The sequence below is a fragment of the Pseudomonas sp. SWRI18 genome (genome assembly GCF_014268345.1).
GTDB lineage: Bacteria > Pseudomonadota > Gammaproteobacteria > Pseudomonadales > Pseudomonadaceae > Aquipseudomonas > Aquipseudomonas cedrina.
The window spans coordinates 77,821-99,320 of sequence record NZ_JACCQQ010000024.1; the positions used below are offsets into that span (position 1 = coordinate 77,821).

At 60.4% G+C, this 21,500-nt stretch carries 21 protein-coding genes; 13 read left to right on the forward strand and 8 right to left on the reverse strand.

From position 1 onward, the window contains the following. Positions 1 to 83: 83 nt before the first annotated feature. From H0Z09_RS22880 to H0Z09_RS22890, 3 genes are all read right to left on the reverse strand, one after another. Positions 84 to 950, reverse strand: coding sequence for a DUF6279 family lipoprotein (locus H0Z09_RS22880; RefSeq protein WP_186693713.1), 867 nt, complete (start codon positions 948 to 950; stop codon positions 84 to 86). A gap of 68 nt (positions 951 to 1,018) precedes the next feature. Beyond that, the gene (locus H0Z09_RS22885) at positions 1,019 to 1,741 is read right to left on the reverse strand and encodes a TorF family putative porin (RefSeq protein WP_186693715.1); all 723 of its coding nucleotides are present in this window, start codon (positions 1,739 to 1,741) and stop codon (positions 1,019 to 1,021) included. A gap of 206 nt (positions 1,742 to 1,947) precedes the next feature. After that, on the reverse strand, positions 1,948 to 2,127 hold the full coding sequence (locus tag H0Z09_RS22890) for a hypothetical protein (protein WP_003193095.1): 180 nt from the start codon (positions 2,125 to 2,127) through the stop codon (positions 1,948 to 1,950). A 335-nt stretch (positions 2,128 to 2,462) separates the two neighbouring features. Between H0Z09_RS22890 and H0Z09_RS22895 the strand changes: the two genes are divergently transcribed. Then, a complete protein-coding gene (locus H0Z09_RS22895) occupies positions 2,463 to 3,299 on the forward strand; it encodes a S1-like domain-containing RNA-binding protein (protein ID WP_017134857.1) in 837 nt (278 codons plus the stop codon). Between the two features lie 371 nt (positions 3,300 to 3,670). Beyond that, complete coding sequence (locus H0Z09_RS22900; protein WP_186693717.1) at positions 3,671 to 5,113, forward strand: NCS1 family nucleobase:cation symporter-1; 1,443 nt, start codon at positions 3,671 to 3,673, stop codon at positions 5,111 to 5,113. On the opposite strand, the gene H0Z09_RS22905 is transcribed toward H0Z09_RS22900, so the two are convergent. Next, positions 5,025 to 6,230, reverse strand: a complete 1,206-nt coding sequence (locus H0Z09_RS22905; protein ID WP_186693719.1) for an MFS transporter — start codon at positions 6,228 to 6,230, stop codon at positions 5,025 to 5,027. The genes H0Z09_RS22900 and H0Z09_RS22905 overlap by 89 nt on opposite strands. A gap of 102 nt (positions 6,231 to 6,332) precedes the next feature. Here H0Z09_RS22905 and H0Z09_RS22910 point away from each other — a divergent pair, with 102 nt between their 5' ends. The 5 genes from H0Z09_RS22910 to H0Z09_RS22915 all read left to right on the forward strand — a co-directional run bounded on the left by H0Z09_RS22910 (position 6,333) and on the right by H0Z09_RS22915 (position 9,428). Next, positions 6,333 to 7,226: a LysR family transcriptional regulator gene (locus tag H0Z09_RS22910; protein ID WP_186693721.1), complete on the forward strand. Its 894-nt coding sequence runs from the start codon at positions 6,333 to 6,335 to the stop codon at positions 7,224 to 7,226. Positions 7,227 to 7,368: 142 nt separating this feature from the next. Next, positions 7,369 to 7,491, forward strand: coding sequence for a PA1414 family protein (locus H0Z09_RS27515; protein WP_003193089.1), 123 nt, complete (start codon positions 7,369 to 7,371; stop codon positions 7,489 to 7,491). 344 nt (positions 7,492 to 7,835) lie between these two features. Then, the gene (locus tag H0Z09_RS27410) at positions 7,836 to 8,099 is read left to right on the forward strand and encodes a hypothetical protein (RefSeq protein ID WP_238340293.1); all 264 of its coding nucleotides are present in this window, start codon (positions 7,836 to 7,838) and stop codon (positions 8,097 to 8,099) included. Then, positions 8,044 to 8,244 carry a hypothetical protein gene (locus H0Z09_RS27415; RefSeq protein WP_238340290.1) on the forward strand — a complete coding sequence of 67 codons (201 nt, stop codon included), beginning with the start codon at positions 8,044 to 8,046 and terminating at the stop codon, positions 8,242 to 8,244. The genes H0Z09_RS27410 and H0Z09_RS27415 overlap by 56 nt, the downstream gene beginning before the upstream one ends. Next, complete coding sequence (locus H0Z09_RS22915; protein ID WP_238340291.1) at positions 8,205 to 9,428, forward strand: NAD(P)-dependent oxidoreductase; 1,224 nt, start codon at positions 8,205 to 8,207, stop codon at positions 9,426 to 9,428. Before H0Z09_RS27415 ends, H0Z09_RS22915 begins: the two co-directional genes overlap by 40 nt. A 27-nt stretch (positions 9,429 to 9,455) precedes the next feature. Here H0Z09_RS22915 and H0Z09_RS22920 read toward each other — a convergent pair whose 3' ends face one another. Genes H0Z09_RS22920 through speB form a run of 4 tightly spaced genes read right to left on the reverse strand, consistent with a single transcriptional unit; the run spans position 9,456 to position 13,779 of the window. After that, positions 9,456 to 10,838 (reverse strand): sodium:solute symporter, encoded by a 1,383-nt coding sequence (locus H0Z09_RS22920; protein WP_186693723.1) that lies wholly within the window; start codon positions 10,836 to 10,838, stop codon positions 9,456 to 9,458. 35 nt (positions 10,839 to 10,873) lie between these two features. Beyond that, positions 10,874 to 12,385, reverse strand: coding sequence for a cytosine permease (locus tag H0Z09_RS22925; RefSeq protein ID WP_186693725.1), 1,512 nt, complete (start codon positions 12,383 to 12,385; stop codon positions 10,874 to 10,876). A 21-nt stretch (positions 12,386 to 12,406) separates the two neighbouring features. Further along, the gene (locus tag H0Z09_RS22930) at positions 12,407 to 12,829 is read right to left on the reverse strand and encodes a nuclear transport factor 2 family protein (RefSeq protein WP_186693726.1); all 423 of its coding nucleotides are present in this window, start codon (positions 12,827 to 12,829) and stop codon (positions 12,407 to 12,409) included. Next, on the reverse strand, positions 12,829 to 13,779 hold the full coding sequence (gene speB / locus H0Z09_RS22935; protein WP_064453522.1) for an agmatinase: 951 nt from the start codon (positions 13,777 to 13,779) through the stop codon (positions 12,829 to 12,831). The genes H0Z09_RS22930 and speB overlap by 1 nt, the downstream gene beginning before the upstream one ends. 434 nt (positions 13,780 to 14,213) lie before the next feature. On the opposite strand from speB, the gene H0Z09_RS22940 reads away from it, so the two are divergent. From H0Z09_RS22940 to mazG, 6 genes are all read left to right on the forward strand, one after another. Then, positions 14,214 to 15,107 carry a LysR family transcriptional regulator gene (locus H0Z09_RS22940; RefSeq protein WP_076952920.1) on the forward strand — a complete coding sequence of 298 codons (894 nt, stop codon included), beginning with the start codon at positions 14,214 to 14,216 and terminating at the stop codon, positions 15,105 to 15,107. 7 nt (positions 15,108 to 15,114) lie between these two features. Continuing rightward, positions 15,115 to 15,720 (forward strand): DTW domain-containing protein, encoded by a 606-nt coding sequence (locus H0Z09_RS22945; RefSeq protein ID WP_186693727.1) that lies wholly within the window; start codon positions 15,115 to 15,117, stop codon positions 15,718 to 15,720. 152 nt (positions 15,721 to 15,872) lie between these two features. Continuing rightward, positions 15,873 to 16,775 (forward strand): cysteine synthase CysM, encoded by a 903-nt coding sequence (gene cysM / locus H0Z09_RS22950; RefSeq protein WP_076952922.1) that lies wholly within the window; start codon positions 15,873 to 15,875, stop codon positions 16,773 to 16,775. Next, the gene (rlmD, locus tag H0Z09_RS22955) at positions 16,775 to 18,127 is read left to right on the forward strand and encodes a 23S rRNA (uracil(1939)-C(5))-methyltransferase RlmD (protein ID WP_186693730.1); all 1,353 of its coding nucleotides are present in this window, start codon (positions 16,775 to 16,777) and stop codon (positions 18,125 to 18,127) included. The genes cysM and rlmD overlap by 1 nt, the downstream gene beginning before the upstream one ends. A 122-nt stretch (positions 18,128 to 18,249) precedes the next feature. Further along, entirely contained in the window at positions 18,250 to 20,493 is a 2,244-nt protein-coding gene (gene relA / locus H0Z09_RS22960; RefSeq protein WP_076952924.1) for a GTP diphosphokinase, read from the forward strand. A 153-nt stretch (positions 20,494 to 20,646) separates the two neighbouring features. Beyond that, the gene (mazG, locus tag H0Z09_RS22965; RefSeq protein ID WP_186693732.1) at positions 20,647 to 21,480 is read left to right on the forward strand and encodes a nucleoside triphosphate pyrophosphohydrolase; all 834 of its coding nucleotides are present in this window, start codon (positions 20,647 to 20,649) and stop codon (positions 21,478 to 21,480) included. Positions 21,481 to 21,500 lie beyond the last annotated feature (20 nt).

Sequence of the window (21,500 nt, forward strand, 5' to 3'; positions counted from 1 at the left end):
GACTTGCTCGCGAATGCATGTGTCAGTCACCGGATATGTCGACTGATACACCGCTTTCGCGAGCAAGCCCGCTCCCACAGGTTTTAATTTGTAGCGGCCTTGAGGCATTTAAGCGCCTTGAAATCGCTGCGTACTCCATCGATTTTTTGCGTGAGCTTGAGGCGCTGCTGTGCAGTGCTTTCAGCCATCAAGTCGACAATCAGGCTGCGCGCCGCCGCTTCCGTGCGCCCATAAGCCGCGCGATATTCCGGCGTCCACAGGCTTTCCCGGTTCACCAGCAATTGCTGCATCTTCTGCGGGAAATCGGCGTTGCGGCGTTGCTGCACGGCTTGGATAAATTGCGCCTGCCAGTTCGCGCGGTTGCCGATCCATTCCTTATTCTGATCCCCCAGCGCCATGGACCACGCCGTCACGCGATTCTGCTGGCTGTCGCTCAACGGGCCGATCCAGGCATCCAGGCGCTTGCTCATACGCTCGGCGCGCTCCTTGATCTGCTGCGCAAGGGGCGGCTTGAGGAATTCGTCCTGGCGCTTGCGCAAATCCTTGGCCAGAGCGTCGTTCATTTCTTTTACCTGCTGGTCATCCAGGCCTTGCAGCAGCTCGATGGCCGACGGAGTGATTTCACGGGCGACTTCGGCGATGGCTTGCTTGGCTTCGACGGTTCGGGCTTGCAACGCTGCGTCGGTGACCTGGTTGCTGTCGACCATCTGCTGCAGGCGGTCCAGCCAATCCAGGTAACCCGGCAGTTGCGTGGTGCAATGCCAGGCCAGGTGTTCCTTGAGTTTGTCGTTGAACCAGCTCTTCTGCCCGGCATTCATGTCCAGGTAGTCGTTGAGGGTCCAGGGGATGATCACGTCCAGGTTGCGGTAGGCCAGGCCCACGCGACTGCAGCCGGCGAACACCAGGCTAAGGCTCAGCAGCAGCACCAGAAGTTTGAGCCGACGTAGCATGGGCGGGTCCTTGCGCAGTAAGAGAGTTAACGCATGTGAACCCGCGACGGGGGCGACAGTTCAGCCTGTCAATAAAACGATCGTACGGCCTTCAAGGTCAATAGGCCGTCGCATTGCGAATTGTGTCCGGAGTAGGCCGAGCAATCGCCGCCACTGAGGCTGGAGTCGCTGTAGATAAGGTCCAGGTCGACACCTTTCCAGGCGTGGGAGAACTGCACCGACCAGTCGCTGAAGCTGCTGATGGCGCCGCCGTCCACCGAGGTGGGGGTGCCGAGCTGGTGGGTGGTGTACTTCATGCTCACGCCAATCCCGAAGGGCTGCGTGCCGCCAAGGTCGGCGAACAGCGTGCTGTCCTGTCGGTCCGGATCATGGCTGAAGGAGACGCCGAAGCGATTGCCCAGCAGGTTCAGGCCACCGTAGAACGCCTGGCTGTCGAGGGGGCTGAGCTTGGGATAGCTGTAGTGGATCAAACCCACTTCGTAGCCCAGGGTCTGGTCGAAGGGCTGTTTGAAGCCCATATAGGAGTCGACCTCGAGTGTGCTGGCCGGCGACAGGCCCATGTTCGGTGAAAACTGGCCGAAGTACAGGCCGCTATCGTGGCTCAGGTCCAGCCCGCCATGGAACGCGTCGCTGCCGGGGGCGGTCGGCTTGACCAGCCCCTGGGCCATGCTGCGGCTGGGGGTGGTGCCCAATTTCAGGTCGAAGTCGCCCAATTCACGCTGGAAGATCTGCGCATGGGCGAGGGGGCAGACGGCAAGGACGCTGACCAGGAAAACGCAGGATTTGAGCATGCTTCACTCCATGAAAAGCGAGGAGCAGTGACGGAAAAATCGGGCAGATGCCCGTGCTAGACGTGTGCAAGCATACCGACGATTGTCGAGGGGTGAGATCCGTTCGTCGATTAGCGCGATGATCAAATGTGCAGCGAGGGTATTTCGGGCTCTAGTCCTAGCGCCTTGAAGGCAAGACGCTTAGGGACCAGGTGTGTTGCGCGATATTACTTTTTACCCAGGCTGATCTGCTTGGATGGGCCGAAAGTCTGGCCGCTCACGCCCTTGGCAATTTGCTGGATTTCGCCACCGGACTTGAGGAACGCAGCGATCTGGCTGTTGATCGACTCGCTGGTTTCAACGGCTGGAGCTGGCTTTGCTTTGCTGTTGGATGCTTTTACACGCATGGCGGCCACTAACCTGTAGAAAATTAACTTGGCCAGGCATCGTACAGGAAATACTTGACAATTGCTTGGTAAATATCCCCTTGGAATAAGCGTGGCGCTTAGGAACAAATCAAAATCCAGGAAGGAAATAAGCTTCTAACTTACTGTTTTGCCTCGAAACCATGGCGTGACTGCTGTGTGGCTGCTTCTGGAAATTGCGCGCAATCTTCGGACGAGCGGGGGCGACGACCGGCCCGTGCCACTGGATCGCCACGCGAGCCCGCGTTTTTGCGGGCGCGCGCGCGTGGCGCTCGCAACTCGGGTAGAATGCCGCCCACGCAATGAGGGTATTGAAAATGGCTTTGGTCGGGCGCTACAACAGCTTGCAAGTGGTTAAGCACACTAACTTTGGTTTGTACCTGGACGGGGCGCAAGACGGTGAAATCCTCTTGCCCAATCGGTATATCCCCAAAGATATTCCCAGTGAAGATGAAGACTGGCTTAACGTTTTTATTTACCTGGACAGCGATGACAAACTTATCGCCACCACTGAAAAGCCCAAAGTTCAGGTGGGTGAATTCGCCAGTTTGAAAGTGGTAGAGGTCAACAGTATTGGCGTGTTCCTCGACTGGGGCTTGCCCAAGGATCTGTTGCTGCCGTATTCCGAAGAGAAGCGTCAGTTGACCGCGGGCGAATACTGCGTGGTGCACGTCTACCTCGACAAACACACCAAGCGTATTACCGCGACTGCGCGCCTGGACCGCTACCTGGATAAGACGCCGGCCAATTACCAGGTAGGCCAGGAAGTCGACCTGCTGGTGGCCGAAGCCACTGACATGGGCTTCAAGGCGATCATCAACAACAAGCACTGGGGCTTGATCCACAAGAACGAAGTGTTCAAGTTCCTGCGTCCGGGCAAGGAAGAAAAGGGCTTTATCAAGGAAATCCGCGCCGACGGCAATATCAGCCTGAGCCTGCAACCGGTTGGTCAGGAAGCGGCCTCCAGCCTGAACTCGAAGATCCTGGCCAAGTTGCGTGAGAACAACGGCACCTTGCCGGTGAGCGACAAAAGCGACCCCGCCGTGATCAGCAACTTGTTCGGCGTGAGCAAGGGTAACTTCAAGAAGGCGATTGGTGCGCTGTATAAACAGGGTCAGATCGTGATTCACGCGGATCGCATTGAACTAAGCTAAACGCGCTTTGGTTCTTCATGTAGAAGCAAGCTAGCTCGCGAAAAAAGGTGCAATCCGAACCGTGATGCGCCTGGAGTATTTTCGCGAGCACGCTCGTTCCTGCAGGCATGAACATGGCCAGGGGCAACCGGCCGTTCGGTAGATTATTTGTGTGCACATCGAGTGCACCGATGATTGTGTACAGGATTCACGTGCACCGTTGCTGAGCGCGGGCCTGTCTTCGGATCGATATCGCACCGTTTGGAACGCTGCTCCGTAAGGATTGCGTTCAATTGGCACGCATTCTGCTCACTTCCTCGTATACAACCCGGCCGCCTTCCGTATGCACACCCGTGACGCAAGCGCAGGCTGGTACTTCGAGGAGCCCAGCGATGACCGAACAATTGCCCAAAGGCTACAGCCCGCGCCTGTACAACAAGGACCTAGGCCCACTGCCGCAAAAGTGGACCTGGTACAACATCTTCGCCTTCTGGATGAGCGACGTGCATAGCGTTGGTGGTTATGTGTTCGCCGCCAGCCTGTTCGCCCTTGGGCTGGCCAGTTGGCAAGTCTTGATCGCCTTGCTTGCCGGCATTTGCATCGTGCAGTTGATCGCCAACCTGGTGGCAAAGCCCAGCCAGCAGGCCGCCGTGCCCTACCCGGTGATTTGCCGGCTGGCGTTTGGCGTGTTCGGCGCGAACATTCCTGCTGTGATTCGCGGATTGATCGCCGTGGCCTGGTACGGGATCCAGACGTATCTGGCCTCAAGTGCCTTGATCATCGTGGTGCTGCGTTTTTTCCCACAGATGGCGGTGTATGCAGAGCCGCATTTTGCAGGCCTCTCCTACCTTGGCTGGTTCGGGTTTCTCAGCCTGTGGTTACTTCAGGCGGCGGTGTTCTGGGCCGGCATGGAGTCTATCCGCCGTTTTATCGATTGGGCGGGGCCGGTGGTGTATGCGGTGATGTTTGCGCTCGCCGGCTGGATCGTGTGGAAGGCGGGCTGGTCGAACATCAGCTTTACCCTGGGGGAGAAATCCCTCTCTGGCTGGCAGGCGTTTGGCCAGGTGATTGTGGCGACGGCGCTGGTGGTGTCTTACTTCTCCGGGCCGACCCTGAATTTTGGTGACTTCAGCCGCTACTGCCGCAGCATGCAGGATGTACGACGGGGCAATTTCTGGGGGCTGCCGGTGAATTTCCTGGCGTTTTCCCTGGTTACCGTGGTGATCGTCTCGGGCACGTTGCCCGTGTTTGGTGAAATGCTGCACGACCCGATCGCCACGGTGTCGCGCATCGATAACAGCATGGCGGTGTTGCTGGGCGCCTTTGCCTTCGTGACGGCGACCATCGGCATCAATATCGTGGCCAACTTCGTGTCCCCGGCGTTTGACTTCGCCAACGTCGCACCGAGCAAGATCAGTTGGCGCGCCGGTGGAATGATCGCTGCCGTGGCATCGATTTTCATCACGCCGTGGAACCTGTTCAATAACCCTCTGATGATCCATTACACCCTGGATATTCTCGCGGCGTTTATCGGCCCGCTGTTCGGGATTCTGCTGGTGGATTTCTACCTGATCAAAAAACAGCAGATCGATGTGGATGCACTGTTTGACGACAGCCCGAGCGGGCGTTACTACTTCGATGGCGGCGTGAACTGGACAGCGGTCAAGGCGCTGGTGCCGGCGACGCTGGTCGGCGTCGCGATCACCTTTACTCCGGCCTTGCAGGGCATGGCCAACTTTGCCTGGTTTACCGGCTGCTTCCTGGGAGGGCTGTTTTTCCTGGTGCTTGCGCGGCGAGAGCGGGTTCGCACGCCCCTGCCATTGGTTGCCGGCTGACCAATACCGCGCCCGCCAGCACCAGGCCGCAACCGGCAATAACCAAGGCCGGTTGCAAGCCCCCGCTGAGATGACTGCTCACCGCGGCCAGCAATGGCCCGCTCAATTGGCCGATGGCGAAGCTGGCGGTCAGCAACCCGGTGCTACGTTGATAGCCGTGAGGGGCAACGTCCCGCAGACGAGCCATTACCAGTTGCATACAGGCCAGGAACGGTCCGCCACACAGCAATACCCCCAGTGCCAAGCCCCAGCCGTTGCCAAGCAGGCAGGCAAACACTCCGGCCGCCTGCAGCCATAGGGTGGCCGTCAGCCAGCGGCGGGTGGTGTGCGGGTCTTTGCGGCGCAGACTGGCCACCCCCACGCCAATCGCCGCGGCCAGGCCAAAGCACGGCCAGAACAGATCAGCCTGCCAGGCGCCCTTGAACTGCGCGCTGGCCATCTGTGACAGGAACGTTGCCGGGATAATGTAGCCCAGGCCAAACAACACATAGAGCCAGCATAAATGCGCAATGCTGCCATTGCTGCCCGTGTCGGCAGGCCCGGCAAAGGTTGCGCTGACGCAAGGCTTGGGCAGGCAAGGCAAAATCAGCAATAACATCAGCAATGCCACCACGCCATACACCAGCCACAACGTGGCCGAGCTTTGTCCCAACAGGTTCGAGCCCAGCGCCAGCAACCCGGTCAACACAATCCCCATGCCTGGTCCGGCAAATACCAATGCACCCAGGCGCGGGCGCCCGGCGGCGAGCGCCAGCGGCTGGCTCAGGCTGGTGATCATCACCAGTGCCCAGGCACTCGCGACACCGGTACCAAAGCGCAGCAACAGATGCGGCCAGAAGCCATGCGCCCAGGACGACGCCAGGGTCAACAGCACGCATAGCCACAACCCAGCATACAAACGCCCCCGGACATGTTGATGGCTGCGCGCAAAGATCGAATCCACCGCACCGACCAGGTAGCCCAGATAATTGGCGGCGGCAATCAGCCCGGCGCCGGTCAGGTCGATCTGCCCCTCGCTGAGCAAGTGCGGCATTTGTGGGGTGAGGGCGAAGCGGCCGATACCCATCGCCATCATCAGGGCGACAAAGCTGGCAAGTAAGCGAATCAAGGGCGACATGGTCAGGTTCCTGCGGGTAAGCGAATCACCTCAGGCTAAAGCGCATTGACTTTCTGTAAAATTGAATAATAGTGAGTGACTTGTTCAGTTTTGGAGAAAGGTATGGAGTTCAGTCAGCTGCGCATTTTCCAGGCCGTGGCGCAGGAGGGCTCCATCACCCGCGCTGCCGAGCGTCTGCATCGCGTACCGTCAAACCTGTCGACGCGGCTCAAGCAGATGGAAGAACAACTGGGCGTCGAGCTGTTCATTCGCGAGCGTCAACGCTTGCAGCTTTCCCCTGCGGGCAAAGTGTTGCTGGACTACAGCACCCGTCTGCTGGCCCTGCACGATGAAGCCCACGGCGCGGTGCAAGGAGGGCAACCGGCGGGTGACTTTGTGCTGGGCAGCATGTACAGCACGGCAGCGGTTCATCTGCCCAAGCTGCTCGCGCGCTATCACAAGGCTTATCCGCAGGTGAACCTTCAGGTGCAATCGGCGCCCAGCGGTGAGTTGCTCGAAGGTTTGATGACCGGTCGGCTGGACGCTGCCTTTGTGGACGGCCCCATCACGATTGCCTCGCTGGACGGTGTGCCCCTGTGCGAAGAACGCCTGGTGCTGATTTGCGAAGCCGATCACCCGCCTGTGCGCGGGCCGCAGGACGTGGCGGGGCGCGCGGTGTTTACCTTCCGTCGCAGTTGCGCCTACCGCACGCGCCTGGAAACCTGGTTTTCCCACGAGCGCGTGGCGATGGGCCGGGCAATCGAGATCGAATCCTACCAAGGCATGCTTGCCTGTGTGATCGCAGGGTCGGGCGTGGCGTTGATGTCCGAATCCATGCTCGACAGCCTGCCAGGCAAGGACAGCGTGTCCGTTCATCCGTTGGTTGGGCCTTTTGCCACTGCGACCACCTGGCTGATGTGGCGAAAGGGTATGCTCGGCGCTAACCTCAACGCATGGATCGACCTGCAGCAAGAGGGCAAGACCGAAGTCCGGCAAGACGCACGCGCAATTGCTTGAACGATCCGTCAGGATTTGTATCAATTCAGTAATAGTTCGTTGTGGTTTCGTTCAAGCATTACGTAGGACTTAGGGCTACTATCAATGTAGGAAAAGGTGACAGAACTTGCACCTACCAGCATTACCCTCAAGGGGGGCAACCATGAAAGAGAAAATTCAAAACTGGCTCCATGATCTGGGTGTTGCACTGGGCTTGATCGAGCCTCCGCTGCAGCCGGTGCCGATTCGCACAGACGACGAGCAGCGGCGTCCGCGCCGGCGATAAGCTCCGTTTTTCAAACTGCTGCACAATTCCCATGTGGGAGCGGGCTTGCTCGCGAATGCGGTGTATCAGTCGATGAAAAGTTGACTGATACACCGCATTCGCGAGCAAGCCCGCTCCCACAATTGTTTGTGTATAACGAAAAAACCGGATTTATGCCTGTCTATCAGGCTTTTGGCGTTCAGTTGTCGGAGCTGGACTACCGGATTGTCAGAATCGGCTGGCTTATTTGTTTTAAAAAACGCGCGTAGGTTGGGTTCCCTCAGAGAACGAGACAACTTGTTTCGGACCTAGCCCATGCGCCTTTTCGAGGTGCTCCAATACGTCAAGATGGTTGGAGACACGCCATGCCGCTCTCTTCGGTTCCGCCGGTCGCCGCATCACTCATCGCCACAACCGACAGTGTTTTACATATCGCACCTGTGTCGAAAGCTTGGAAGGCTGACGCACCCGGTAACGTCGTGTTTCTTCCCCCGACCTTAACCAGGCAAACGCTGCTCCTGCAGATCGCACTCCTGCGCCCAACAACCATCGTCATTGGAGACCAGGTCATCGATGCAGAGGTTATTGCCCGACCTCAACCTGATCCGCAGAGGAACAAGCCTGGATAAAGTGCAACTGGACCTGTGCAAAGCCAACGGCATCCGAGTGGTCAATACGCCTGGAATCAACGCACCGCACGTTGCGGCTTATATCGCGCACTGGCCGATGGTTCCATGCCCGCCGATGTCCGCGTACTCGGATACGGCAACGTAGGAAAAGAGCTTGTCAAATTACTGCTTGATCGAGATCCTGATGTCCGGATCAAGGTGTTGGTTCGACACGGTCGAGCACCGGACGCTCACGGCGGGGCCTTTTACGATAGCCGCATGTCATTTGTGGTGGGCTGGTCAGAGGCGCTGGAGGGAGCCACTGCTGTCGCGATCTGCTTAGCCCTGAATGATGACACCACTCATCGCATCGATCCGGTCCTGATCCAGGGTATGCAGGAACACGCGCGCCTGGTCTGTGTCGCCAAGCCGGATGTGTTCAGCGACGATGCGTTGCACGCGCTGGCAGTCGATGAAGGCATCCAGCTTATTGTGGACTATGGGCCTACGACATTGGATGCGTTTGGCATACGCACGCAAACCCTTGGCTGCGATGTCTCCACATGGCGCAACCCGGCGACGCTGACTACACAGGCGGCAACCACCGAAGCCTGCAATTGCGACTTGGACTATGCGGTTTGCGTTCAACTGAGCTTGACGGCCTTGCGCGGTCTCGTCAGGCGCAAACTTGCACATTCATTGACGATCCCTTCTCTACAGGTGTGTACCAGTGCACCTCGCGTGTCGATCATCGGTAGAGGTATTAACGGTCTGCTCCAGGCCTTGATGCTCCGTCTGGCGAATTATCATGTCGTGGTGTACGAAGGTAATCAGCAGAGCGATGGAGCCGGTCATAAAAGGGTGAACATGCGTCATCTGTCAATGGAGACGACCGCAAAGCCGACACACAACGACTATCTGCTTTCAAGAAATCAGTGTTTGACCGGTGAGTGCAACCGCGCAGGTACTCAGTTGTTGGAAAAGTTACGGGCTGACAATCCTTCGCTGGGACACTTCGCGCAGGTGTCGGATTACGATGGAGAGATCCATCTTGAGGATGCGCTTAAGGCACTCTTGCAGCGCTCTGGCGTTCAGTTTCGTCCCCAGCGTTTGGATTTGAGCCAAATTGCTGAGTTGAGCAAAGAACACTTCGTCGTCAGTGCCGCGGATTTCAAGGAAGGACTTTCAATAGTTTATAGATCTGCGTACAACCGAATCGCAGACGGGGCAACTTATACTGGGAGCATGACGCAGGGGCTAGTCTGGGCCTCTCTGGTCCAGGAAATTATCCAGGCAAACGCTAAGTTGAATGAAAAAAACGGGCACGACATCCGACGTCGCGCCCGCTGAAGAAACCGCTCTAGACCCCGCTATGCATCAAACCGCCCGAGCCACCGCCGTGTCCGGCTTGCGCGATAACACACTCACCACGATAAAACTCACCAGCCCAACCGCCAGGCTGTAGTAAATCGGCGTGTTCGCATCCAGCCCATCCTTGAACATGAACACCAGCGCCGTCACAAAGCCCAGGACCATGGACGTGATGGCCCCCGACGTGGTTGCGCGCTTCCAGAAAATCGCGCCCATCAGCGGAATCAACATGCCGCCCACCAGCAGGTTGTAGGCCAGGGTCAAGGCGCTGATCACATCGCTTACCAGCAACGCGATACCCAGCACGGCGATGCCGGTCAGCAGGGTGAACAGGCGGTTGAGCGCCAGGCTCGATTGCATGCCACCGCGCAGACGCGGCAGCAGGTCTTCGGTCAGTACGGTGGAGGCAGCCAGCAGGCCGGCGCTGGCGGTGGACATCATCGCCGCCAGGGCAGCAGCAATCACCAGGCCGCGAATGCCGTCGGGCAGCGACACTTTGACGATCGCGGCAAAGGCGTTGTTGACGTTGTCCAAGTCCGGGATCAACACATGCGCCGCCATGCCGATCAGCGCACAGGCCAGGCCGTAGAGGATGCAATAGAAACCGGCGAAGGTGCCTGCGTACTTGGCGACCTTTTCGTCACGTGCGGTGAACACCCGTTGCCAGATGTCCTGGCCGATCAGGATGCCGAAAAAGTAGATCATGAAGTAGGTGATGATTGTGTCCCAGCCGATCGCGGTGAAGCTGAAGCTCGACGCAGGCAGCTTGGCCACCAGTTCGTCCCAGCCGCCGACGCGGTACAGGCAGATCGGCAACAGGATGAACATCAGGCCGACAGTCTTGATCACGAATTGCACGATGTCGGTCAAGGTCAGCGACCACATGCCGCCGATGGTCGAGTACACCACCACCACGCCACCGCCCAGCAACACCGAGATCCAGAACGGCAGGCCGAACAGCACTTGCAACACGGTGCCGATGGCGAGGATCGAGGTGACGGCGATCATCAGCGCGTAGGCCAGCATGATCACCGCGCTGGCCTGGCGAGCCATGGGGTTGTAGCGTTTTTCCAGGACCTGGGTCACGGTGAAGATCTTCAGCTTGAGCAGCGGCTTGGCCAGGAACAGGTTCAGCGCGATGATCCCCGCGCCCAGCGCGGCACACAGCCAGAAGCCCGAGATGCCATGCACATAGCCCAGGCGTACGGTGCCGACGGTCGATGCACCGCCCAGCACCGTAGCGGCCATGGTGCCCATGTACAGCGACGGGCCCAGGTTGCGCCCGGCCACCAGGTAGTCTTCATGGGTTTTGGCGCGGCGCATGCCGTAGTAGCCGAGCACCAGCATGCCGGCGGCGTAGATGAGTACGACGAATAAATCCAAAGCCATTGCGGCGATTCTCCAATTGTCTTTTTTATGGGCGATCAGGCGGCGGGTTGCAGCGCCGGTTTAACGCGCGCATCCGTGCGCTTACTGCGGGGGTCGGTCGGCCCGTACACGGCCACAGGTTCGGCAAATACACGAAGCAAGGTCAGGTACACCACCGAGGCCAACCCCAGCGTCACCGGCAGGCTGATATCGATGCCACCTGCCAGACTTCCCAGTGGCCCGACAAACTGCCCCGGCAGGTTGACGAAGCACAGGCCCACCAGCGCACTTGGAATCCACGCCCCCAGCCCGCGCCAGTTCCAGCCATGGCTGAACCAGTAGCGGCCGCCGGTTTCACCGCGGGTGAACACCTGCAAGTCGTCCGGGCAGTAGAAGCCGCGACGCACGATCAGGCCGATGATCATGATCACCATCCACGGCGTTGTGCAGGTAATGATCAGTACGGCGAAGGTCGATACGCTCTGCACCAGGTTGGCGGCGAAACGTCCGATAAAGATGAAGGCAATCGACATCACCCCAATCAGCAGCGTGGCCCTGACCCGCGACAACAGGCGCGGGAACACGCTGGACATGTCCAACCCGGTGCCGTACAGCGATGTGGTGCCGGTGGACATGCCGCCGATCACCGCGATCAGGCATACCGGCAGGAAAAACCAGGTGGGCGCCACCGCCAGCAAACCGCCGACATAGTTGTTGGCGGCGATGTAGTCCGGTGCCTTGATCGCCACGATGGTCGCAGTGGCCAGGCCGAACAGGAAGGGGATCAGGGTGGCGATCTGTGCCGCGACGACGGCCAGCATGATGCGTATTTTCGGTGTTTGGCGCGGGATATAGCGCGACCAGTCACCCAGGAAGGCGCCAAAGGAAATCGGGTTGCTCATGGCCACCAGTGCCGCGCCAATGAACGCTGCCCAGAACCCGGGCTGGCCCATGGCGACGGAGCCGGCGAACTGGCTGTCGAACGCCGGTGCAAACGCGAACACACCCAGCAGAAACAATAGGCTCGCCGCCCACACCGCGATGCGGTTGACCCACAGCATGAAGCGAAAGCCGTAGATGCACACCGTCAGGACGAGCAGGGCGAACACGCCGTAGGCCAGGCCCAGGGTCAGTTCGGTTTCCGGCAAGCCGACCAGGCGTTTCGCACCGCCCACCAACGCATCGCCTGAACTCCACACTGACAATGAGAAGAAGGCAATCGCTGTCAGCAGCGACAAAAATGAGCCGACAATCCGTCCGTGTACGCCGAAGTGCGCACCGGAAGACACGGCGTTGTTGGTGCCATTGAGCGGCCCGAACAGGCCCATTGGGGCGAGGATCAGCGCACCCACCAGCACGCCCAGCACAATCGCCCAGACGCCGGCCTGGAATGACAGGCCGAACAGCACCGGGAAGGAGCCCAGCACCGCGGTAGCAAAAGTATTGGCACCGCCGAAGATCAGGCGGAACAAGTCCATGGGGCCGGCGGTGCGTTCGTGGTCGGGGATCTGTTCGACCCCGTTGGTTTCTATCTTGCGAATACGTTTATCGTTGTTTTTATTATTCATGATCAGCTCCGATCACATTGGCTAAGGGGGCGGCAGCCCTTCCGGCATAGCGGACAAATGTTCGTGACAGGCCAGCCACAGGCCTTTTTCTTGTTGTGTGCGAGCGCCTTGCCGTTTGAAGACAATGGTCTCGCGTTCCTGGCTGAAGAATTGCTCCCCGTTCATGCGCAGCTCGGTGGCCACGTCATGCATGAAAATCGCCACGTCACCCTGCAGGCTGACAAAGGCGTTGCTCGAGGCGCAAGACAGCACCTCGAACCCCTCGTCCCGGCGCCAGCTGTCCCACACTGCCTGGTAGGCATCGCGACTTAGCAGCGGCTGGGGGAGGGTATGGAACACAAAGCTGGCATCGGCCGTGAACGCGTCGAAGTAGGCGGCGCGGTCATTGCGCGCGAAGGCCGCCACCAGGTCGGCGGCAGCTTGCAGCACTTCGTGCGCGCTCATCAGCGATGGGCCACGCCGGGCAGTACGCAGAGCATTTCGTACAGCAGGTTGGCGCCCAGCAACGAAGTGTTGCCGGTGGTGTCATAGGGCGGCGAAACTTCTACCAGGTCGCAACCAATCAGGTCGAGGCCCTGGCAGCCACGGATGATCTCGATCGCCTGGATGGTGGTCAGCCCGCCGATTTCCGGCGTGCCGGTGCCGGGCGCCCAGGCCGGGTCGATGCCGTCGATGTCGAAGCTCAGGTACACCGGGCCGCCACCGACTTTTTCGCGCACCTCGGCCATCAACGGCGCGAGGGAGTGGTGCCAGCATTCTTCGGCCTGGACCACCCGGAAACCCTGTTTGCGGCTCCAGTTGAAGTCTTCGGCGGTGTAGCCCTGGGCGCGCAGGCCGATCTGCACCACACGGTCGCAATCGAGCAGGCCTTCTTCCACGGCGCGGCGGAAGGTGGTGCCATGGGCGATTTTCTCGCCGAACATATGGTCGTTGACGTCGGCGTGCGCATCGATGTGCACCAGCCCGACCTTGCCATGTTTCTTGTGGATCGCCCGCAGGATCGGCAGGGTGATGGTGTGGTCGCCGCCCAGGGTCATCGGGATGACGTTGTGCTCGAGGATCTCGTCGTAGGCTTCCTCGATGATGCGCACGGCGTCGAGCAGGTTGAAGGTGTTGATCGCCACGTCGCCGATGTCCGCCACCGACAGCGAGTCGAACGGCGCGGCGCCGGTGGCCATGTTGTAGGGGCGGATCATCACCGATTCGGCGCGGATTTCACGCGGACCGAAGCGGGTACCGGCGCGCAGCGAGGTGCCGATGTCGAGGGGCACGCCGACAAAGGCGGCGTCCAGGCCTTTGGCCGTTTGCAGGTGAGGAAGACGCATCATGGTGGCGATGCCGGCGAAGCGCGGCATTTCGTTGCCGCCCAGTGGTTGGTGAAAAATCTTGTCCACGGGAGTGCCTCATCGTTGTTGTGGTTATCTGGGGCCGATTCTGCGAAATACGTGGAAACGAAAGAATCGGCAGGGGCAAATACTTAGTTCAGATTTTTCTAAACTAAAGTCTGGGGTAAACTGCCCGGCTTCAATGCTGGCCTGTCGAACTCGGTCCAGGGTGGGAGCTGGCTTGCCTGTGACGTCTTTGTAGTGAGCGGGCTCGCCCCGCGCTGGGCCGCGAAGCGGCCCCAAACCAGGCGATGTGGGTTATCTGAAATTGCGCGGTGTCTTTATTGGGGCGGCTTCGCCACCCAACGCGGGACAAGCCCGCTCACTACAGGGAAATTTGTCAGCCTTTGAAAATTGTGTAGATACCTGACAGACACACCGCAATCGCAGGCAAGCCAGCTCCCACAAGGGATTGCGTTGCATCAGTTGAATCCGGAGAACCGATGGCCAACGCCTTGCCCGACCTGAAACTCCTGCGCATCTTCGTCAGCGTCGTGCGGCACCAGGGGTTTGCCAACGCCCAGCACGAACTCAACCTGTCGACGTCGGCCATCAGCACCTACATGAGCCAGTTGGAGTCGGCGCTGGGCCTGGTGCTGTGCCATCGTGGCCGGGGCGGTTTCAGCCTGACCAGCAAGGGCGAGCTGTTCCATCAGGAAACCCTGCGTCTTTTGGGGGAGTTGGAAGGTTTCGAGCAATATGCCGCTGCACTCAAGGGCGAGTTGCGCGGCACCCTCAAGCTCGGCGTGCTCGATTCCACCGTCAGCGACAAGGCCCTGCCGTTCGCCGAGGTGATCGGCGCCTACAGCCTGGAACACCCGGCGGTGCACCTGCATTTGTCGGTGATGAGCCCCTACGAGCTGCAACTGGGCGTGCAGGACAATCGCCTGGACCTGGCCATCGGCGCCTTCTCCAACCGTATGAGCGGCCTGATCTACATGCCGCTGTATCGTGAGCAGCATTGGTTGTATTGCAGTTCTCGGCACCCATTGTTCAATGAGCGGCGCATTCCGGAGCAGGTCATCACTCAGCAGCGTATGGTGGGACGCGGCTACTGGAGCCAGGCGGAGCTGGCTCGTCATGGTTTCAAACACAGCGCCGCCACGGTGGAAAGCATGGAGGCGCAGTTGATCCTGGTGCTCTCCGGCGCCTATATCGGCTACCTGCCGGAGCACTACGCCCAGGCGTGGGCCGACAAGGGCGACTTGCGCGTGTTGCTGCCCGCTACCTTCGGCTACCAGGCGCCGTTCTCAATGATCATGCGCCGTGGCCGCAGCCGCGAACCGCTGATCCAGACCTTTCGCGATCTGCTCAAAGCCCAGCTCAACCAGGCCTGAAAACACCATGTCCAGACCGCAATGTGCCCGTTGCCAACGCCCCACCAACCATTGCCTGTGCGCGCTGATTCCCAGCCTCGACAGCCGCACCCGTGTGTTGCTGCTGCAGCATCCGAGCGAGGTCGGCCATGCGCTGAACACCGCGCGTCTGGCAGCGCTGGGCTTGAACAATGCGCAGTTGGTGGTGGGGGAGGTGTTCGAGGATTTGGCGACTTTATTGAACCCGCCCGGTTATCAGGCCCGGCTGCTGTTTCCGGCGGATGACGCCCAGCCGCTGCAAGCCTATGCGCCCGAGGATCAACCGCTGTTGTTGGTGGTTCCCGACGGCACCTGGCGCAAGGCGCGCAAACTGCTGCATCTCAATCCCCTGCTGGCGGCGTTGCCACGGGTGACGTTGAACGACGGCGGCATTTCGCGTTACCGGCTACGCAAGGCACCGGGCGCAGGGGCGCTGTCGACGGTAGAAGCCATCACACAGGCGTTGCAGGTGCTGGAAGCGCCAGCCTCGTTCGAGCCATTGCTCAAACCCTTCGAAGCGCTGATCGAAGGCCAGATTGCGGCGATGGGTCAGGAGATTTTTCAAAGAAATCATGGCGACGGGCATTTGGGTTAGGCGGGTTATCGAGGCGCGGCCATCGGGGGCAAGCTCAGCCACCACCTCCCTCGCTTATTCCTTTAAGCCATAAGCACCGCACTTTGCGTGATATGGCCTGCCGGCCTTTCCCGGTATGATGTGCGCCCCGCAGTCTGGATTGCGAATACGCCATGACCTTGCAGTACCCCACAATCGCCGATTGCGTCGGCAACACGCCCCTGGTCCGCTTGCAACGCATGGCGGGTGAAACCAGCAATACCCTGTTGCTCAAGCTCGAAGGCAACAACCCGGCCGGGTCGGTAAAAGACCGCCCGGCATTGTCGATGATCACCCGTGCCGAATTGCGCGGGCAGATCAAGCCCGGCGACACCCTGATCGAAGCCACCTCGGGTAACACCGGGATTGCCCTGGCCATGGCCGCGGCGATCAAGGGCTACAAGATGATCCTGATCATGCCCGACAACTCCAGCGCCGAGCGCAAGGCCGCGATGACGGCCTACGGCGCCGAGCTGATCCTCGTCACCCAGGAGCAGGGCATGGAAGGCGCGCGCGACCTTGCCGAGCGCATGGCCGCCGAAGGCCGTGGCCAGGTGTTGGACCAGTTCGCCAACGGCGACAACCCCGAAGCTCACTACACCAGCACCGGCCCGGAGATCTGGCGCCAGACCCAGGGCACCATTACCCATTTCGTCAGTTCCATGGGCACCACCGGCACCATCATGGGCAATTCGCGCTACCTCAAGGAGCAGAACCCGGACGTGCAGATCGTCGGTCTGCAACCGATGGAAGGCGCGGCCATCCCAGGTATCCGCCGCTGGCCAGAAGAGTATTTGCCCAGGATCTACAACGCGACCCGCGTGGACCGCATCATCGACATGGCCCAGCGTGAAGCCGAAGACACCACCCGCCGACTGGCCCGTGAAGAAGGCATTTTCTGCGGCGTGTCGTCCGGTGGCGCCGTGGCCGGTATGTTGCGCCTGTCCCAAGAGGTGGAAAACGCGGTGATCGTCGCGATCATCTGTGACCGAGGCGACCGCTACCTGTCGACCGGCATTTTCGACGAACCCAACTGATGGCCAAGCACGAGAGAGGCCTGCGCTTCCAACCTACGGGCGGCAGCCGGGCCCCGCAGATTCCGGTGGGCAAGAAGCAACGCCTGACCATCGAGCGCCTGGCCAATGACGGTCGCGGCATCGTGTTCTTTGAGGGGCGCACCTGGTTTGTGAATGGTGCGCTGGCCGGCGAAGAGGTGGAAGCACGGGTGCTGGGCGCCCACGGAAAAATCGTCGAGGCGCGTACCGAGCGGGTGTTCAAGGCCAGCGAATTGCGGCGCCCGGCGCCCTGTGCGCACTTTGGCCGCTGCGGCGGCTGCAGCGTGCAGCATTTGCCCCATGCCGAACAACTCGCCCTCAAACAGCGCATGCTCGCCGAGCAATTGTCCCGCGTGGCCGGTGTCGAACCGCACGCATGGGCCGCGCCGTTGAGCGGCCCGGAATTCGGCTACCGCCGCCGCGCCCGCGTGGCCGTGCGTTGGGACGCCAAGGCCAAACACCTGGAGGTGGGTTTTCGCGCGGTGGCCAGTCAGGACATCGTTGCCATCGATGAATGTCCGGTGCTGGTACAGGCCTTGCAACCTATCATGCAACGCCTGCCCAACCTGCTGCGCCGCTTGAGCAAACCTCAGGCACTGGGGCATGTGGAGCTGTTCAGTGGTACGTCCGTGGCCGTGTTGCTGCGGCACATGTCGCCGTTATCGGAAGCGGACCTGCTGGTCCTGAAAGAATTCTGCAGCTTCCATGAGGCCCAGTTGTGGCTGCATGGCGAGGGGCAACCGGAGCCGGTCGAGGCGGATCAGACCCTCGGTTATCGCTTGGAACAGTGGGACCTGGCGCTGGCCTATCGGCCGGGGGACTTCGTGCAGGTCAACGCCGGGGTTAACGCGGCGATGGTGGCCCAGGCCCTGGAATGGCTGGCGCCACAACCCGACGAACGGGTGCTGGACCTGTTTTGCGGCCTGGGCAACTTTGCCCTGCCATTGGCGCGCCACGTGCGTGAAGTGGTGGCGGTAGAAGGCGTGCAGGCCATGGTGGACCGCGCGGCCCTCAACGCCGCCGAGAATAATTTGCATAATGCGCAGTTTTTTCAAGCCGATTTGTCCCAGCCTTTGACTGACGCGCAATGGGCCAAACAGGGCTTTTCTGCGGTACTCTTGGACCCACCCCGTGACGGTGCCCTGGAGGTTGTGCGTACGCTCGCGACCCTTGGGGCCAAGCGCCTGGTGTATGTGTCCTGCAACCCGGCCACGCTGGCGCGGGACACGGTTGAGTTGGTCAAGCAAGGCTACCGGCTAAAACGTGCCGGGATCCTCGACATGTTTCCGCAAACCGCGCATGTCGAGGCCATGGCGTTATTTGAAGCGGGCTAGGATGCCCGTTTAATCCGACCGGCCTGTCGTTTCCTGGGCTGTGATCTGCCAGGGAGCCTGCAGTACAAGGTCGGCGATGAATTCTGGCGCATCCAAGGTGCGTCGTAGGGAAGGTAAGCAAGATGGTACAGGTGAGAGCACACCAGCCGATCAACACCGACGGCAGTATCAATCTCGAGGCATGGCTGGATCATGCCATCAGCGTCGACCCGGCGCTGGACCGTGAAGCCTTGAAAGCAGCCTGCGAGTTCGCTCGCGAGTCTGAGCAGCAAGACAATGCGGCCAAGAACCTGTGGGCCGAAGGTACTTCAAGCTTTCGCACCGGCCTGGAAATCGCCGAGATCCTCGCCGATCTCAAGCTGGACCAGGATTCGCTGATCGCCGCCGTGCTGTATCGCGGCGTGCGTGAGGGGCACATCCCGTTGGCCACCGTTGGCCAGCGTTTCGGCTCGGTCGTGGCCAAGCTGATCGACGGCGTGCTGCGCATGGCCGCCATCAGCGCCAGCCTCAGCCCGCGCCAGTCCATGGTGCTGGGTACCCAGGGCCAGGTGGAAAACCTGCGCAAGATGCTGGTGGCGATGGTTGACGACGTGCGTGTCGCCCTGATCAAGCTGGCCGAGCGCACCTGCGCGATCCGTGCGGTCAAGACCGCCGACGACGAGAAGCGCAACCGCGTCGCCCGCGAAGTCTTCGATATCTACGCGCCGCTGGCGCACCGCCTGGGTATCGGCCATATCAAGTGGGAGCTGGAGGACTTGTCCTTCCGTTACCTGGAACCCGATCAATACAAACAGATTGCCACGCTGCTGCACGAGCGCCGGCTTGACCGTGAACGCTTCATCAGCGACGTGATGGGCCAATTGCGTTCCGAGTTGCAGGCCACCGGCGTCGAAGCAGACATCAGCGGCCGCGCCAAGCACATCTATTCCATCTGGCGCAAAATGCAGCGCAAGGGCCTGGCTTTCAGCCAGATCTACGACGTACGCGCCGTGCGTGTGCTGGTGCCGGAAATGCGCGACTGCTACACCGCGCTGGGTATCGTCCATACCTTGTGGCGACACATTCCCAAGGAGTTTGACGACTACATCGCCAACCCCAAGGAAAACGGCTACCGCTCGCTGCACACCGCTGTGATCGGCCCTGAAGGCAAAGTGCTGGAAGTGCAGATCCGCACCCATGCCATGCACGAAGAGGCCGAGCTGGGCGTATGCGCGCACTGGCGCTACAAGGGCACCGACGTCAAGGCCGGTTCCAACCAGTACGAAGAGAAAATCTCCTGGCTGCGCCAAGTGCTGGAATGGCACGAAGAACTCGGCGATATCGGCGGCCTGGCCGAACAGCTGCGGGTGGATATCGAACCGGACCGGGTCTACATCTTCACCCCCGACGGCCACGCCATCGACTTGCCCAAGGGCGCCACGCCGCTGGATTTTGCCTACCGCGTGCACACCGAAATCGGCCACAACTGCCGGGGCGCCAAGATCAACGGGCGCATCGTGCCGCTCAACTACAGCCTGCAGACCGGCGAGCAGGTCGAGATCATCACCAGCAAGCACGGCACGCCGAGCCGCGACTGGCTGAACCCGAACCTGGGTTACATCACCACGTCGCGGGCGCGGGCGAAGATCGTGCACTGGTTCAAATTGCAGGCGCGCGACCAGAACGTCGCCGCCGGCAAGACCTTGCTCGAACGCGAATTGGGTCGCCTGGGCCTGCCTCAGGTGGACTTCGACAAGCTGGCCGAAAAGGCCAACATGAAGATCGCCGAAGACATGTTCGCCGCCCTCGGCGCCGGCGATTTGCGCCTGGCGCAACTGGTCAACCTGGCCCAGCAACTGGTCGAGCCGGAACGCGGCAACGAACAGCTGGAACTGATCCCGCGCAAGGCCACTGGCTACAAGCCCGGCAAGCGCGGCGACATCCAGATCCAGGGCGTCGGCAACCTGATGACGCAAATCGCCGGTTGCTGCCAGCCGTTGCCGGGCGACGCTATCGTCGGCTACATCACCCAGGGACGCGGCGTGAGCATCCACCGGCAGGACTGCGCCTCGGTGCTGCAATTGGGCGGGCGCGAGCCGGAGCGGATCATCCAGGTCAGCTGGGGCCCGGTGCCGGTGCTGACTTATCCGGTCGACATCGTGATCCGCGCCTACGACCGTTCCGGTTTGCTGCGGGACGTGTCGCAAGTGCTGCTCAATGAGCGGATCAACGTGCTGGCAGTCAACACCCGCTCGAATAAAGAGGACAACACCGCGTTGATGTCCCTGACCATCGAGATTCCGGGGCTGGACGCATTGGGGCGGTTGCTGGGGCGGATTTCCCAGTTGCCGAACATCATTGAGACGCGGCGTAACCGTACGCCATGAATAGCTGGATAAACGCGGACTAAACTGTGGGAGCGGGCTTGCTCGCGAAGGCGGTGTATCAGTGTCAGATGTATTGGCTGATCCAACGCCTTCGCGAGCAAGCCCGCTCCCACATTTGATCGGCGGCGTTCTTATTTGATCGGACACAGAATGATGTATTCACTCAAAGACCTGCTGCACCTGATGAACCGCCTGCGCGACCCGCAATACGGTTGCCCGTGGGACATCAAGCAAACCTACGCCAGCATCGTGCCGCACACGCTTGAAGAAGCCTACGAAGTGGCCGACGCCATCGAACGTGGTGACTTCGATCACCTGCAAGGCGAGTTGGGCGACCTGTTGTTCCAAGTGGTGTACTACAGCCAGTTGGCGCGGGAAGAAGGGCGCTTCGAATTCGCCGGGGTCGTCGACAGCATCACCCGCAAGTTGATCCGTCGCCATCCCCACGTGTTCCCCACCGGCGATCTGTACGCACCGCTGGATATTCCGCAGCTGAACGAAGAGCAGGTCAAGGAGCGCTGGGAGCAGATCAAGGCCGAGGAGCGCGCGCAAAAGTCCGACGCTCCCGAGCAATTATCCCTGCTTGACGATGTGCCCACCGCGCTGCCGTCTCTGTCCCGCGCCGCCAAATTGCAGAAGCGCGCCAGCCAGGTCGGTTTCGACTGGCCGTCGGCGTTGCCGGTGGTGGATAACGTGCGCGAAGAGCTGGACGAAGTGCTCGAAGCCATGGCCGATAACGACACGGCGGCCATCGCCGACGAGGTCGGTGACCTGCTGTTCGCGGCGGTCAATCTGGCTCGCCATCTCAAGGTCGACCCGGAAACCGCGCTGCGTGGTGCCAACGCCAAATTCGAGCGACGTTTCCGATTTATCGAACAGGCATTGCGCCAGACCCACCGTCCCATGGAAGATTGCACCCTCGAAGACTTGGACGCCCTCTGGGGCGAAGCCAAACGTCAGGAAAAGAACGTGTCCAGCTGCGGTTGAGCAGTTGCCTAAGTGAGTAA